This window comes from Mesorhizobium sp. M0276 (genome assembly GCF_040321755.1).
Classification (GTDB): domain Bacteria; phylum Pseudomonadota; class Alphaproteobacteria; order Rhizobiales; family Rhizobiaceae; genus Mesorhizobium.
In genome coordinates this window covers 1-12,388 of the sequence record NZ_JAMYSC010000014.1, presented here as the reverse complement: position 1 = coordinate 12,388, position 12,388 = coordinate 1, and the positions used below count along the sequence as shown (strand labels likewise).

The following is a 12,388-nucleotide window of genomic DNA, read 5'->3' as shown; positions in this document are numbered from 1 at the left end:
CTGGAACACCCCTCATCCGTCGCCTTCGGCGACACCTTCTCCCACAAGGGGTCCCACAAGGGGAGAAGGGAAAGGCGTGCCACTCAAAACCGCTCCAGCTTCGCCCGCACTTTCGCCAGAAACGCTGCGCGCGACCGTGGCGTCGAGGAATCCATCAGATAGTGCGCCAGGAAGAATGTCCGGCAACGCGTCGCGCACAGCGCCCGCATGCCGCGCAAAAGGGTCTTGCGTCCGGGCTGGCCGACGACGACGCTCCACCAGGTCGGCGCGCCGCAGGTGGTGATGACGCCGACCTTGGTCACATGCGTCATCAGCGACTTGATGCGTCCCTTGCCAACGGGCAGCTTGAAGGCGACATCCGTCGCCCACACCCGGTCGAGCCAGCCTTTCAGCATCGCCGGCAGCCCGTACCACCAGGTCGGATAAACGAATAGGATCGCTTCCGCCCAGTTGAGCAGTTCGAAATGCGGCTTCAGCGCCGGGTCCTGCGGCGCCTGGTCGTTGTAGGAGCGCCGCTCGTCGCAGGTCATCACCGGGTCGAATTTCTCGGCATAGAGGTCGAGCAGCCGCACCTCCCAGCCCCTCGCCTTCAGCACGTCCACGGCGGTATCGCGGATTGCGGCGCAAAAACTCTCCGGCACCGGATGGCAGTAGACCAACAGCGCGCGCATCAGAAGGCGTCCATGCTGGCTGCGACTCTTGCCACGAAGGCCTTGCGCGTGCCGTCTGTAGACAGGTTCATTGCATAGTGAGCGAGATAGCTCACCGGCGCGCCCGGCTTTACGGTGGCGCGCAGCATGCGCTTGATCAATTTGCGGGGCGGATCGCCCATCAGCATGGCGCGGAACCGGCTGCCGCCATAGGTGGTCACCGCTGCAACCTTACGGATATTGTGCAGCGACGGCTGCACCTTGCCGTCGACCAGCTTGAATGACACGCCCGGCAGAAAGATGCGATCGAAGAAGCCTTTCAGGATCGCCGGAAAGCCGTAGTTCCAGACCGGATAGGAAAGCACCAGCGCATCGGCGCGCAGCAGGCGTTCGACATAGGAAGCCACCGCATCGGAGGAGCCGCGCTGGTTGTGATAGTCCAGCCTTTCCCGGCGTGTCAGCCGCGGATCGAAACCTTCGGCATAGAGGTCACAGTCATCGACAGTATGGCCCGCTGCCATCAACCGCTCCACGATCATCCGGTGCAGGCCGGCATTGAAGCTGGTCTCGACCGGATGGGCGTAGAGGACGAGGACGTTCATGGGACAACATCCCGGACGTCAGCGCGAGGCACCCCCCTCTGCCCTGCCGGGCATCTCCCCCTCAAGGGGGGAGATTGGCTGTCACCGGTGTCCTCGCCAACCACCAACGCCGCGATCGAGGCAGGCCGTTGAAACTGCCGATCTCCCTCCTTGAGGGGGAGATGGCCGGCAGGCCAGAGGGGGGTATAGCGCCACACGCTCATCGTCTTACCCCGCCCTCTGCAGCCCCTTGAACAGGAATGTCCGGCCCGACCGGTAGTCGTAGTCCGGGTTCTCCCAGGCGATCATCTTGCCGGGATTGAGCAACCCTTGAGGATCAGTCTCCCGCTTGAAGGCAAGCTGCACCGCGTCCGTCTGCTTCATGCCGCCCTCTTCCAACGTGTAACGGTGCGGGTTGAAGATCGGGCAGCCATTCTGCTCATGCAGGCGTACGATCTCGTCGAGCCGCGCCTCGGTGGTGAACTTGACCAGCGGCAGGCCGAAGCAGGTGATGTTGCCGTCCAGCCTCACGAACTCCAGATGCGAGAAAACCTCGCCTGGAAACATGGCGTCCATTTTCTCGACCAGCGCCAGCTGGTTGGGAAAGGGATAAAGCGATTGCAGATAGGTGATCGAAGGGTCGACGCGTAGTGCCCTCAGCGTCGTGTGATTCCACGCCAATTCATAGGCCGGCGGCAGGCCCTTTTTCTCCTCCGGCGTCGCGGTGGCGGCGTTAAAGATCACTTCGCCGTCGGCGCGCCGGGTGAAGGCCAGGAAGGCATCGAGCCCGTGCCGCGCTACCATGACCACGCAAATGCTCTGCCCTTCCCGAAGGAATTTCTGGTGGCGCTTGAAATAGAGCTGGGGCACGGGTGCCGCTATCGGCGTGATCAGCTTGGTCAGGATGCCGTCCTGGCAGGCCAGCGCGTTGCCGTAGCGGGCCGCATCCATGAAAGCGTCGAAGCCGACGATGACGTCGACCCAATCGTAAGCAGCGGTCAGCGGCATCTCCACTTCGGTGATGATGCCGTTGGTGCCATAGGCATGGGTCACCTTGTGCAGGTCCTCGCCGGTGAGTTCGAGCGCTTTCGGCTCCGCTTCCATCGTCACCACGCGCAGCCGCAGCACATTGCCGAAATCGCGCAGGCCGCCGAAATTGATCGAACCGACGCCACCCGAACCGCCGGCGATGAAGCCGCCGATCGAGGCCGTGTTGTAGGTGGACGGCGACAGCCGAAGCTCCTGGCCGGAATGCGCCCGCGTTGCCTTGTCGATGTCGGCCAGAATGGCTCCCGGTCCGGTCACCACGCGACCTGACGCGATCGACTTGATCTCATTCATCTCGGCAAGGTTGAGCACGACGCCGCCGGAGAGCGGCATCGCCTGCCCGTAATTGCCGGTGCCGCTGCCGCGCGGCGTTACCGGCACGCCATGACGATGGCAGGTCGCAAGCACGCGGATCAGTTCGGCCTCGGTCTTCGGCGTCACGATCAAATCGCCGGTGACATGGTCGAGCTGCTGCTTCAGCACCGGGCTATACCAATAGAAATCGCGGCTCTTCTGCTGGACGATGGCCGGATTGTCGTCGACCTTCAGGCCTTCGAGATCGCGTTTGAGCGCCGAAACGTCCATCATTCCACCATCAGTCCGTCGAGTTCGGCGTAGTCGGGCAGTTGCCGGTCGATCGCCTTGCCGCCGCGCACGACAATGCGATCCGATTCGGGCCGCGACAGCAATTCCGTCCAGCTTCGACCTTTGAACACGATGAAATCGGCATCGCTACCAGCGGCGAGCGTACCGAAGCCGTCGAGCCGCATCACTTTGGCGGGCGTCGCGGTGATTGCTTGCGGCCAGTCGGCGACCGGATGATCGAAGTGCAGGATGCGCGTCGCCATGCGGTAGACCTCCAGCATGTCGAGATCGCCATAGGCATAGAACGGGTCGCGCGTGTTGTCGGATGCGACCGCCACCGGAATGCCCCTCGCCTTCATCTCATGCAGCAGCGTCACGCCACGCCAGCGCGGCGTGGTGCCGTTGCCGCGTCGATCCTGCAGATAGAGATTGCACATCGGCAGCGACACGACGGCCAGCCCCGCCTTCGCCACCTTGTCCAGCGTGTCCAGCACATCGAGGTCCGGCTGGCGCGCCAGCGAACAGCAATGGCCGATGAGGATCTTGCCCTCGAAGCCGTTCCAAAGGGCGGCTTCCGCGATCTTCTTCAGCGATATGGCGGCAACATCGTCGGTCTCGTCGGCATGGAAATCGAGATCGAGGCCATGCTTGATCGCCTGCGCGAAGACATGGTCAAGCAGCTCTTCGAGGTCCGGCACCATATAGGTGACGACCCCGAGCACGCCCTTCGCGGCCGCGACGCGCTTGGCCAGCCTGTCGAACCACTTCTTGTCGCGCACGCCCTCGATGCCGAGCAGGCAGGCGCCCTGCAACTCGATGCGGCCGCGCCATCCCTCGCGCATCGTCTCGAACACCGGCCAGGAGATCTCCTCCTGCGGTGCGACGCTATCGAGATGCGTGCGCAGCGCCCTTGTGCCATGCGCGTAGGCCGAACGCAGCGAAAAATCCATGCGCCGCGCCACGTCCTCTGCGCTCCAGCGAGCGGCACGGTCGGTGCCGGTGGCGTTCAGCGCACCCATGAAGGTGCCGTCGGGATTGGGCATTCGCGGCCAGATATGGCCCTTGTCGATATGCGTGTGGCAGTCGATGAAGCACGGCAGCACTATACGGCCGGCGAGGTCGACGGCGTCCGCCTGCACTGCTGCACGACGATGCGCGGCAATGCCTGCGATCTTGCCGTCGGCAACAGCGACGTCGGCAAGTGCGAAACCGTCGTTATCGAAGGTTGCGGCAAAGCCAGGCGTGATGGATTGATGAACGCGTGCATTGGCAAGGCGATAGGAGCCAGAGGCTGGTATCAAGGCCTACCCCCCTCTGTCCTGCCGGACATCTCCCCCTCAAGGGGGGAGATTGGCAGCTTCGGTCGAACCGCCTCTTTTTCAGCATTCACAATTGGCGAAAGCAAAAAGCACAGCCGATCTCCCCCCTTGAGGGGGAGATGTCCGGCAGGACAGAGGGGGGTATTTCGCGCCAACATTATAGTCATCCTAGCGCTCCTGCTTCAGTGCGCTTTCGTGCCAGCGCCGCAAAATGAGATGCGAAATCAGCGACAGCACGAGGAAGATCAAAATGCCGGTGAGCGAAATCAAAAACAGCGCCGCGAACAGGCGCGGCGCGTTGAGCCGGTAGCCGGCCTCGATGATGCGCGAGGCAAGGCCAGACGACTGGCCGGTGGTGCCGGCGACGAATTCGGCCACGACGGCGCCGATCAGCGACAGGCCGCCGGCGATCTTCAACCCGCCGAGAAAATAAGGCATCGCCGCCGGCAGCCTAAGATAGCGCAACTGCTGCCAGCGCGTCGCACCATTGAGCTTGAACATGTCGCGCAGATTGCGGTCGACGGAGTTGAGGCCAAGCGTGGTGTTGGACAGTATCGGAAAGAAGGCGACGATCCAGGCGCACAGCAGAAGCTTGGTCGTCTGGTCGTTCACATAGATGTTGATCAACGGAAAGATCGCCACGATCGGCGTCACCTGCAGCACAATCGCGAAGGGGAAGAACGACATCTCGACCCATTTCGATTGCGCGAACAGCACCGCTAGCCCGACCCCGCCGATGACGGCCAGAGCCAGGCTGAGGAAGGTGATCCGCAAGGTGACCAGCAGGGAGGAAAACAGCAGGCCGGCATCGTTGTAGAGCGTCCACAGAACCACACCGGGGCGCGGCAGGATGTACTGCGGAATCTCGTTCCACACGCAGATGCGGTCCCACAGCCAGATCGCCAGGATCATGATCGCCAGCGGCAGCACCCAGCGGCCGATCCGCTCGAAGCGTTCCTGGCGCACCCGGCGTGCTTCCTCGGGGTCGAGTTCGAGCACCCGCTCGTCAATGGCCGTCATGGTGTGTGCCTGCTGTTGAGTTGATGGCCTTGACCAGCACATCGGAGGCCTGCCGGCACAGTGCCGCATAGTCGGGCGAGGTGCGAAACGCCTCGTCGCGCGGATAGGAAGCCTCGATGGCGAGCTCGTCGAACACCCTGCCCGGCCGTGCCGCCATGATGACGACGCGGTTGGAGAGAAAGACGCTTTCGAAGACGCTGTGGGTGACGAACACGACGGTGAAGCGTTCGTCTTGCCACAGCTCCAGCAGATCATTGTTGAGCTTGAAGCGGGTGATCTCGTCGAGTGCCGCGAACGGCTCGTCCATCAGCAGCACGCGCGGCTTGGTCACCATCGCCCGCGCAATCGAGACGCGCATCTTCATGCCGCCGGACAGTTCGCGCGGCACCGCGTCTTCGAAACCGGTCAGATGCACCCGCGCCAGCATTTCGGTTATCGCCGGTCTCGCCTTGGCGCGCGAAATGCCTTTCAGCCGAAGCGGCAGCCAGACATTGTCGAAGACATTGGCCCAGGGCAAAAGCGTCGGCTCCTGGAAGACGAAGCCGATGTTCGAGCGGTCAAGCGCGCCGCCGCCGCGCCAGTCGAGCACGCCGGAGGTCGGCGTCGACAGGCCGGCGATCAGCCGCAGCGCCGTCGACTTGCCGCAACCCGACGGTCCGAGCAAGCTGAGGAAATCGCCTTCCCGGATCGTCAGGTCGACCTCGCTCAGCGCCGTCACACCGTTGGAAAAAACCTTGCCGACGCCACGCAGCGCCAGAAGCGTCGAGGACCTGCCCGACGCAGACGGCGCTGGCGCCACTTTTTCCTGCATCATGCCGGGACGGCCTACTTCTTCAGCTCGAGCCCGACGCCCTTGTTGACGAAGGTCAGCGTGTAGGCCTTCTTGATGTCGATGCCGGCTGGCGTGACCTTGGCCTTGACCATCTTGTCGTAGAAGCTTTGGACCCGCGCGTCGGTCATGGCGCCGATTCCGAGCTTTTCCGTGTCGCCGGAATCGGCCAGGCCGAACTTCTTCATCTGATCGATCGAGAACGCGATCTGCTCGTCGTTCATGTCGGGATTATCCTTCTTGATCAGGTCGTTGGCGGCCTTGTTGTCGCCGTAGAGATATTTGTACCAGCCCTTGGCCGAGCCATCGACGAAGCACTGGACCACCTCCGGCTTCTTGTCGATCGTGTCCTGCATCACCTCGATCGTCGTCGCGTAGGTGTCCCAGCCATAGTCGGCCAGCAGGAACTGGTTCGGCACGAAGCCGCCTTCCTTCTTTACCGCGAACGGCTCGGAGGTGACATAGCCCTGCTGGATCGACTTCTTGTCGGCGAGGAAAGGAGCGGTGTTGTAGGTGTAGGGCGCGCGCTTGGAGGCGTCGAAACCGAGTTCGATGACCATCCATTGGAAGAAGGTCTGCACGCCCTCGTCACCCAATATATATTGGTCGGCGTTCTTCAGGTCTTCCCACTTGTCGAGCCCTTCGCCCGGGTGGGACATGATGACCTGCGGATCCTTCTGGAAGTCCGCCGCCACCACGCGCATCGGAATGCCTTGCTGGACGGCATCGAAAGCCGACAGGAGATTGCCGCCCATGTAGAAATCGATCTTGCCGGCAAGCAGCATCGGCCGACCGCTGACCTGCGGGCCGCCCTGCATGATGGTGACATCGAGGCCGCAGGCAGCATAGGTGCCATCAGCCACGGATTGATAATATCCGCCATGTTCCGGCTCGGCCAACCAGTTGGTGCCGAAGGTGACTTTCTCATTCGCAGCGGCACTCAGCGTGCCGGCTGCAAGCAGCGCCACCACCGCCGCCGAAATCTTCTGTTTTCCGTACATCGACACCACCCTCTGTTTGCTCCGGCGCGCCACGCGCCAGGCTCGACACCAAAGAATCAAGAAGCAAGACATATGCCACCAGCGCCTTGCGCCGGGACCGCCCGCTTGCACCACAGCCATCTGCGAAAGCCGGACAAGGTCGTGCTGCACGAGAGGCATCGTGCCTATTTTTTGAACGCCTGTCCACAATCGCACCAGCAACATGCACCGCCATCTTGAAGGCGTGACGGGTCAGGCCTTAGGCTGGCGGCATCCAGGAGATTGCCATGTTCAAATTCCTCACCCCGAAGTCGATCAAGCCGCCCTTTGCCCGCTACAGCCATGGCGTCGAAGTGCCGGCCGGCAAGCGGCTGGTACTGTGCTCGGGCCAGGTTGCCATTACGGCGGACGACGAGATCCCGGAAGACGCGGGGGCACAAGCCGAGCTCTGTTTCCGCAACATCGCCGCGGTGCTCGGCGAGGCCGGGCTGGCCCTCGGGGATATCGTGCGCATCAACGCCTATGTTACCGACCGCGCGCATCTGCGGCCTTACATGGACGTCCGCGACCGCCTGTTCTCCAGCCCCGCCCCGGCATCGACGCTGATGATCGTCTCCGGATTCGCGCGGCCCGAATTCAAGGTCGAGGTCGAGGCGATCGCGGCTGGGTGATCGACAGGCCGTCCTTCCCGCGCTAGGTCTGGCTCGTTGATCGAAGAGGCATGACATGACGGTTGCGAAGAAACGCGTCTGGTGGGGCGATTACCGGACCACCGAATACGCCTCGATCGATCCGGAGGCTACGATCGCCGTGCTGCCGCTGGCGGCGATCGAGCAGCATGGGCCGCACCTGCCTGTTTCGACTGACACCTCGATCATGAACGGCATGCTGGACACGGTCATCTCGCGCCTGCCCGATGATCTCGACATCCGCATCCTGCCGGTCCAGGCGGTGGGCAAGTCGAACGAGCATTTGCACGCGCCGGGCACCCTCACCTTGCCGGCAACCACGCTGATCGAAGCTTGGACCGAGCTAGGCCTGTCGATCGCGCGCGCCGGCGTGCGAAAACTGGTCGTCGTCAATTCGCACGGTGGCAACGAGGAGATCATGGGCATCGTCACGCGCGAATTGCGCGTGCGCGAAAAGATGCTGGCGGTGAAGACCAGCTGGCAGCGTTTTGGCCGCCCGACCGGCATGTACACCGAGCTCGAGGACCGTCACGGCATCCATGGCGGCGATGTCGAGACCTCGCTGATGCTGCATTTCCGGCCGGACCTTGTCGACATGGGCAAGGCCGACAATTTCGTTTCCAACGTCGCCAAGGCCGAAAAGGAATTCTCGCTGCTGCGCCACACCGGCACCCACGCCTTTGCCTGGATCGCTAGCGATCTCAACCCGAATGGCGTGGTCGGCGACGCCAGCATCGCCACATCGGAAAAGGGCCGGCTGACGGCAGAATATCAGGCTGATGGTTTCATCAGCCTGCTGCGGGATGTGCGCAAGGCCAAGCTCGTCGACTGGCTGAAATAGCTAGCCGTCTATCTTGAGCGCGAAAGGCGTGCCTTCGAAGGCGTCGGCGCCGCGCCCGATCGCCTCGATCGCCTCGACCATGCGGCCGTTGCGATCGAGCAGCGTGTCGGCCACCGCAATCAGTCGCGGATTGGGTGTCGCCGATGGTGACAGCGCTCGCAGCGTTTGAGCCAGTTCGGCCTCGTCGCGTTTCGGCGCCAGTGCTGCAGCGATGATATAGGCCGAGGCGGTCGAGCGGCTGATGCCGGCATAGCAATGCACGACCATCGGCCTTGCCCGGTCCCACCGGCGCACGAAATCGAGCAGGTTGCGGACATGATCCTCGCCCGGCATGGTCATGCCGTCCTGCGCCACCGCAATGTCATGCATGACCAGGTGCAGATGGTTTTCACTCGCTATCGAGGCGGGACGTACCACCTCCGTTCCAGCGGCAAGCAGCGACAGCATGCGCTCGGCACCGGTCCTTGCCACCGTTTCCTCGATCTTTGCCAACGAGCAGACATAGATCATTGCTTCGAACCCTTTGATCGATCCTCGCGCCGCGCCGTCCATTCGGCAAGAGCGGATTCAAGCCGCTGCCATTCCTCCTCGCTCCCCGGCAGGCCGGCGCGCAGGACATGTGGCCGGTCGGCAAAATGCCGAAGCAGGATGCCGCGCTCGCCAAGGGCTGCAAACAGGCCATCGGCATCGGCCAGGCGGAGATAGCGAAACAAGGTCGTGCCGCCCGCGACGAGAATGCCGAAGCGGCCGAACAGCGTATCGAGCCGCGCCGATGCTTCCGCAAGGGATGCCCGCATCGCGTCCTGCCAGTCAATGTCGGCAAGCGCGCGGATGCCGTATTCAAGCGCCGGGCCGGCGACAGCCCATGGCCCGAATTGCGTTTCCAGCCGTTCGACCGTCGCTACATCGCACAGTGCGAACCCGAGCCGTAGCCCGGCAAGACCGAAGAACTTGCCGAACGAGCGCAGGACGACGATGCCGCCACTCTCGACATCGCCGGCAAGGCTATGTTCACGCGGGCCGACATCCATGAACGCCTCGTCGACGACCAGCAGCCCGCCCTTGGCGCGCAGTCGGGCGGCCAGCGCCAGCAAACGGTCCCGCTCGACGATGCGTCCATCCGGATTGTTCGGATTGACGACAATGGCAAGGTCGGCGTCTGCCAGCGCTTCGAAATCGTTGACCTCCAACACTCGGTGTCCGGCGATCGCCGCAGCGCGGGCATGTTCGGCATAGGTCGGCCCCAGCACCAAAGCCTTGCCGGGCGCGATCAGCGATGCAACGCGCGGCAATAGGATCTGCGTGCCCGGTGCCGCCGCGAGGTTGGCTGGCGACGGCGCGCCGTAGGTGCTGGCCGCGATCTCTAACAGGTCACGCGTGCGCGCGGCCTCCGGCAATCGCGACAGCGAGGTGGCGGGCAGGTCGAAAAGCGGGTAGGAGTGCGGATTGATACCGGTCGAGAGGTCGACGAAAGGCCGCGAAGCGTGAGGGAACAGCGCCCTCGCCCGGCCAAGACTTCCACCATGGTCCACCGCTCCTTCAAGAAGCTTCATGTCAGTTCTGATCGCTTTCCTGTCATTGGCCGTCGAATTCGCCCTCGGCTATCCCGACTGGCTGTTTCGCGCCATCGGCCATCCCGTGACGTGGTTCGGCAGGCTGATATCCTTTCTCGACCGCAGGCTCAACCACGCTGCTGATCCCGACGCACTGCGTCGCAAGCGCGGTGTCCAGGCGCTGCTGGTCATCGTGCTCGTGCCGGCGCTGATCGGCCTCGGCATGCAGATCCTGCTCTGGTTCGTTCCCATGGGACTCATCATCACGGCCCTTCTGGCAACCTCGCTCCTGTCGCAGAAAAGCCTTTACGAACATGTCGAGGCGGTGGCGGACGCGCTCGACACTGGCGGCCTCGCTCTGGGCCGCGTGGCCGTCTCGCGCATCGTTGGCCGCGATCCCGAGACGCTGGACAGGGCCGGTATCAGCCGCGCGGCGATCGAGAGCCTGGCCGAGAATTTTTCCGATGGCATCGTCGCTCCCGCCTTCTGGACCGGAATCGGCGGCCTCGCCGGCGGCGCCGCCTACAAGGCCGCCAATACCGCCGATTCGATGATCGGTCACCGTACCCCGCGCCATGAGGCGTTCGGCTGGGCGGCGGCACGCTTCGACGATTGGATCAATTTGCCGGCGTCACGGCTGACGGCGCTGCTGATCGTGCTGGCGGCTTTCCTGGTCAGGGACGCCGACCCGCGCAATGCCTGGCACGCGGTGTGGCGCGACGCGAAGAAGCACCGCTCGCCGAATGCCGGCTGGCCGGAAGCGGCGATGGCTGGCGCGCTCGGCCTGGCACTCGCCGGGCCGCGCAGCTACGGCGGCGTCCTGGTCGACGACGTCTTCATGGGCGGAGGCGGCCGCCGCGAAGCCGACAGCACCGATATAAGGCAGGCGCTGAAACTCTATCGCGTCGCCGACTATCTGCTGATTGCGCTGTTCGGGCTGATTTCGATCATCGTCATTGTGGCGTGACCTATTTCACCCTCCCCCTTGTGGGAGGATCGGCGCGTAGCGCCGGGGTGGGGGTGCGGCGCCGAAGACCCCCACCCCGCTCCACTTCGCGAATCGACCCTCCCCACAAGGGAGAGGGTAGGAAATGCTCAGAACTCAATCCCCTGCTGTGCCTTCACGCCCGCGGAAAAATGGTGCTTGGTCACGCCCATCTCGGTGACGAGGTCAGCAGCCTCGATCAGCGCCGGCTTGGCATTGCGGCCGGTGACGACGACGTGCAGGCCCTCGCGCCGGGCTTTCAGCGCCGCAACCACCTTGTCGAGATCGAGATAGTCGTAGCGCAGCGCGATGTTCAACTCGTCGAGCACCAGCAGGCTGATCGACGGATCGGCCATCAGCTCGAGCACCTTGGCCCACGCCGCTTCGGCCGCGGCGATGTCACGCTTCAGATCCTGCGTTTCCCAGGTGAAGCCCTCGCCCATCGCGTGCCAGATGACGCGGTCGCCGAAGGCGGCGAAGGCGTCTTTCTCGCCGGTATGCCATTTGCCCTTGATGAACTGGACGACGCCGACGCGCTTGCCGTAGCCGAGCATCCGCAGCGCGAGACCGAAGGCGGCCGTCGTCTTACCCTTGCCCGGCCCGGTGTTGACGATCAGCAGCCCCTTCTCGACCGTCTTGCTCGCCACCTCGGCATCCTGCGCCGCCTTGCGCTTGGCCATCTTGGCGCGGTGGCGTTCTTCGTCCTTATTGTCGACGTCGGTCATGTCATTTCACCTTCAGCGGGAGTCCCGCCACCATCAGCAGCACTGTGTCGGCGACGGCAGCGATCTGCTGGTTAAGCCGGCCGGCGGCATCGCGAAACCGGCGCGCCAGTGCGTTGTCAGGCACGATGCCTTGCCCGACTTCATTGGACACCACGAACCAGGGCCCGCGCGGCCGCGACAGCACCTCCGCCAGTCGCCGGCATTCCAGCTCGAGATCATGTTCGGCCAGCATATGATTGGTCAGCCACAATGTCAGGCAGTCGACAAGCACCGGCTGGTTGTCGGGCAAGGCCGCGAGCGCGCCGGCAAGATCGAGCGGTGCGTCGATGGTCGTCCAGCCTTCGCCGCGGCGTGAGCGGTGCAGCGCGATGCGCTCGCGCATCTCATCGTCATAGGCTTGCGCCGTCGCGATATAGGTCCATGGCGAGGGCAAGGCCGTCGCCAGGGTTTCGGCGTGGGGGGGGGGGGGGGGGGGGGGGGGGCGCGGGGCGCGGGGGGGTGGGGGGGTGTGGGGGGGAGGCGGGGGGGGGGGGGGGGGCGGGGGGGGGGGGGGGGGCGCGGGGCCCCCCCCCCCCCCCCCCCCC

Annotated in this window: 14 protein-coding genes; 3 read left to right on the top strand and 11 right to left on the bottom strand. The window is 64.0% G+C overall.

Features of this window, described 5'->3' with window-relative positions:
• Positions 1 to 83 precede the first annotated feature (83 nt).
• From NKJ01_RS13155 to NKJ01_RS13125, 7 genes are all read right to left on the bottom strand, one after another.
• Complete coding sequence (locus NKJ01_RS13155; RefSeq protein WP_352728453.1) at positions 84 to 671, bottom strand: NAD(P)H-dependent oxidoreductase; 588 nt, start codon at positions 669 to 671, stop codon at positions 84 to 86.
• A complete protein-coding gene (locus NKJ01_RS13150) occupies positions 671 to 1,252 on the bottom strand; it encodes an NAD(P)H-dependent oxidoreductase (protein ID WP_352728451.1) in 582 nt (193 codons plus the stop codon). The genes NKJ01_RS13155 and NKJ01_RS13150 overlap by 1 nt, the downstream gene beginning before the upstream one ends.
• A gap of 207 nt (positions 1,253 to 1,459) precedes the next feature.
• Positions 1,460 to 2,863, bottom strand: a complete 1,404-nt coding sequence (locus NKJ01_RS13145; protein ID WP_352728630.1) for an FAD-binding oxidoreductase — start codon at positions 2,861 to 2,863, stop codon at positions 1,460 to 1,462.
• Positions 2,863 to 4,164: a cytosine deaminase gene (locus NKJ01_RS13140; protein WP_352728449.1), complete on the bottom strand. Its 1,302-nt coding sequence runs from the start codon at positions 4,162 to 4,164 to the stop codon at positions 2,863 to 2,865. The genes NKJ01_RS13145 and NKJ01_RS13140 overlap by 1 nt, the downstream gene beginning before the upstream one ends.
• A gap of 186 nt (positions 4,165 to 4,350) precedes the next feature.
• Complete coding sequence (locus NKJ01_RS13135) at positions 4,351 to 5,202, bottom strand: ABC transporter permease (RefSeq protein ID WP_023757784.1); 852 nt, start codon at positions 5,200 to 5,202, stop codon at positions 4,351 to 4,353.
• A complete protein-coding gene (locus tag NKJ01_RS13130; protein ID WP_352728447.1) occupies positions 5,189 to 6,016 on the bottom strand; it encodes an ABC transporter ATP-binding protein in 828 nt (275 codons plus the stop codon). Before NKJ01_RS13130 ends, NKJ01_RS13135 begins: the two co-directional genes overlap by 14 nt.
• 11 nt (positions 6,017 to 6,027) lie before the next feature.
• Positions 6,028 to 7,032, bottom strand: a complete 1,005-nt coding sequence (locus NKJ01_RS13125) for an ABC transporter substrate-binding protein (protein WP_352602863.1) — start codon at positions 7,030 to 7,032, stop codon at positions 6,028 to 6,030.
• Between the two features lie 266 nt (positions 7,033 to 7,298).
• On the opposite strand from NKJ01_RS13125, the gene NKJ01_RS13120 reads away from it, so the two are divergent.
• A complete protein-coding gene (locus NKJ01_RS13120) occupies positions 7,299 to 7,682 on the top strand; it encodes a RidA family protein (protein ID WP_023757787.1) in 384 nt (127 codons plus the stop codon).
• Between the two features lie 55 nt (positions 7,683 to 7,737).
• The gene (locus NKJ01_RS13115; RefSeq protein ID WP_352728444.1) at positions 7,738 to 8,541 is read left to right on the top strand and encodes a creatininase family protein; all 804 of its coding nucleotides are present in this window, start codon (positions 7,738 to 7,740) and stop codon (positions 8,539 to 8,541) included.
• On the opposite strand, the gene NKJ01_RS13110 is transcribed toward NKJ01_RS13115, so the two are convergent.
• Both NKJ01_RS13110 and cobD read right to left on the bottom strand, forming a co-directional pair.
• Positions 8,542 to 9,051 carry a tyrosine phosphatase family protein gene (locus NKJ01_RS13110; protein WP_352728443.1) on the bottom strand — a complete coding sequence of 170 codons (510 nt, stop codon included), beginning with the start codon at positions 9,049 to 9,051 and terminating at the stop codon, positions 8,542 to 8,544.
• Positions 9,048 to 10,094 (bottom strand): threonine-phosphate decarboxylase CobD, encoded by a 1,047-nt coding sequence (gene cobD / locus NKJ01_RS13105; protein ID WP_023757790.1) that lies wholly within the window; start codon positions 10,092 to 10,094, stop codon positions 9,048 to 9,050. The genes NKJ01_RS13110 and cobD overlap by 4 nt, the downstream gene beginning before the upstream one ends.
• Between cobD and cbiB the strand changes: the two genes are divergently transcribed.
• Positions 10,093 to 11,061 (top strand): adenosylcobinamide-phosphate synthase CbiB, encoded by a 969-nt coding sequence (cbiB, locus tag NKJ01_RS13100; RefSeq protein ID WP_023757791.1) that lies wholly within the window; start codon positions 10,093 to 10,095, stop codon positions 11,059 to 11,061. The genes cobD and cbiB overlap by 2 nt on opposite strands.
• A 128-nt stretch (positions 11,062 to 11,189) precedes the next feature.
• On the opposite strand, the gene cobO is transcribed toward cbiB, so the two are convergent.
• Both cobO and cobU read right to left on the bottom strand, forming a co-directional pair.
• Positions 11,190 to 11,804 (bottom strand): cob(I)yrinic acid a,c-diamide adenosyltransferase, encoded by a 615-nt coding sequence (gene cobO, locus NKJ01_RS13095; protein ID WP_352728440.1) that lies wholly within the window; start codon positions 11,802 to 11,804, stop codon positions 11,190 to 11,192.
• Position 11,805: 1 nt separating this feature from the next.
• Positions 11,806 to 12,249 carry a bifunctional adenosylcobinamide kinase/adenosylcobinamide-phosphate guanylyltransferase gene (gene cobU, locus NKJ01_RS13090; protein WP_352485680.1) on the bottom strand — a complete coding sequence of 148 codons (444 nt, stop codon included), beginning with the start codon at positions 12,247 to 12,249 and terminating at the stop codon, positions 11,806 to 11,808.
• Between the last annotated feature and the right edge of the window lie 139 nt (positions 12,250 to 12,388).

What these genes read in the sequence shown, in the direction of transcription:
- NKJ01_RS13155 (WP_352728453.1), bottom strand. Translation starts at nt 671, where the DNA reads ATGCGCGCGCTGTTGGTCTACTGCCATCCGGTGCCGGAGAGTTTTTGC.
- NKJ01_RS13150 (WP_352728451.1), bottom strand. Translation starts at nt 1,252, where the DNA reads ATGAACGTCCTCGTCCTCTACGCCCATCCGGTCGAGACCAGCTTCAAT.
- NKJ01_RS13145 (WP_352728630.1), bottom strand. Translation starts at nt 2,863, where the DNA reads ATGGACGTTTCGGCGCTCAAACGCGATCTCGAAGGCCTGAAGGTCGAC.
- NKJ01_RS13135 (WP_023757784.1), bottom strand. Translation starts at nt 5,202, where the DNA reads ATGACGGCCATTGACGAGCGGGTGCTCGAACTCGACCCCGAGGAAGCA.
- NKJ01_RS13130 (WP_352728447.1), bottom strand. Translation starts at nt 6,016, where the DNA reads ATGATGCAGGAAAAAGTGGCGCCAGCGCCGTCTGCGTCGGGCAGGTCC.
- NKJ01_RS13125 (WP_352602863.1), bottom strand. Translation starts at nt 7,032, where the DNA reads ATGTACGGAAAACAGAAGATTTCGGCGGCGGTGGTGGCGCTGCTTGCA.
- NKJ01_RS13120 (WP_023757787.1), top strand. Translation starts at nt 7,299, where the DNA reads ATGTTCAAATTCCTCACCCCGAAGTCGATCAAGCCGCCCTTTGCCCGC.
- NKJ01_RS13115 (WP_352728444.1), top strand. Translation starts at nt 7,738, where the DNA reads ATGACGGTTGCGAAGAAACGCGTCTGGTGGGGCGATTACCGGACCACC.
- NKJ01_RS13110 (WP_352728443.1), bottom strand. Translation starts at nt 9,051, where the DNA reads ATGATCTATGTCTGCTCGTTGGCAAAGATCGAGGAAACGGTGGCAAGG.
- cbiB (WP_023757791.1), top strand. Translation starts at nt 10,093, where the DNA reads ATGTCAGTTCTGATCGCTTTCCTGTCATTGGCCGTCGAATTCGCCCTC.
- cobD (WP_023757790.1), bottom strand. Translation starts at nt 10,094, where the DNA reads ATGAAGCTTCTTGAAGGAGCGGTGGACCATGGTGGAAGTCTTGGCCGG.
- cobO (WP_352728440.1), bottom strand. Translation starts at nt 11,804, where the DNA reads ATGACCGACGTCGACAATAAGGACGAAGAACGCCACCGCGCCAAGATG.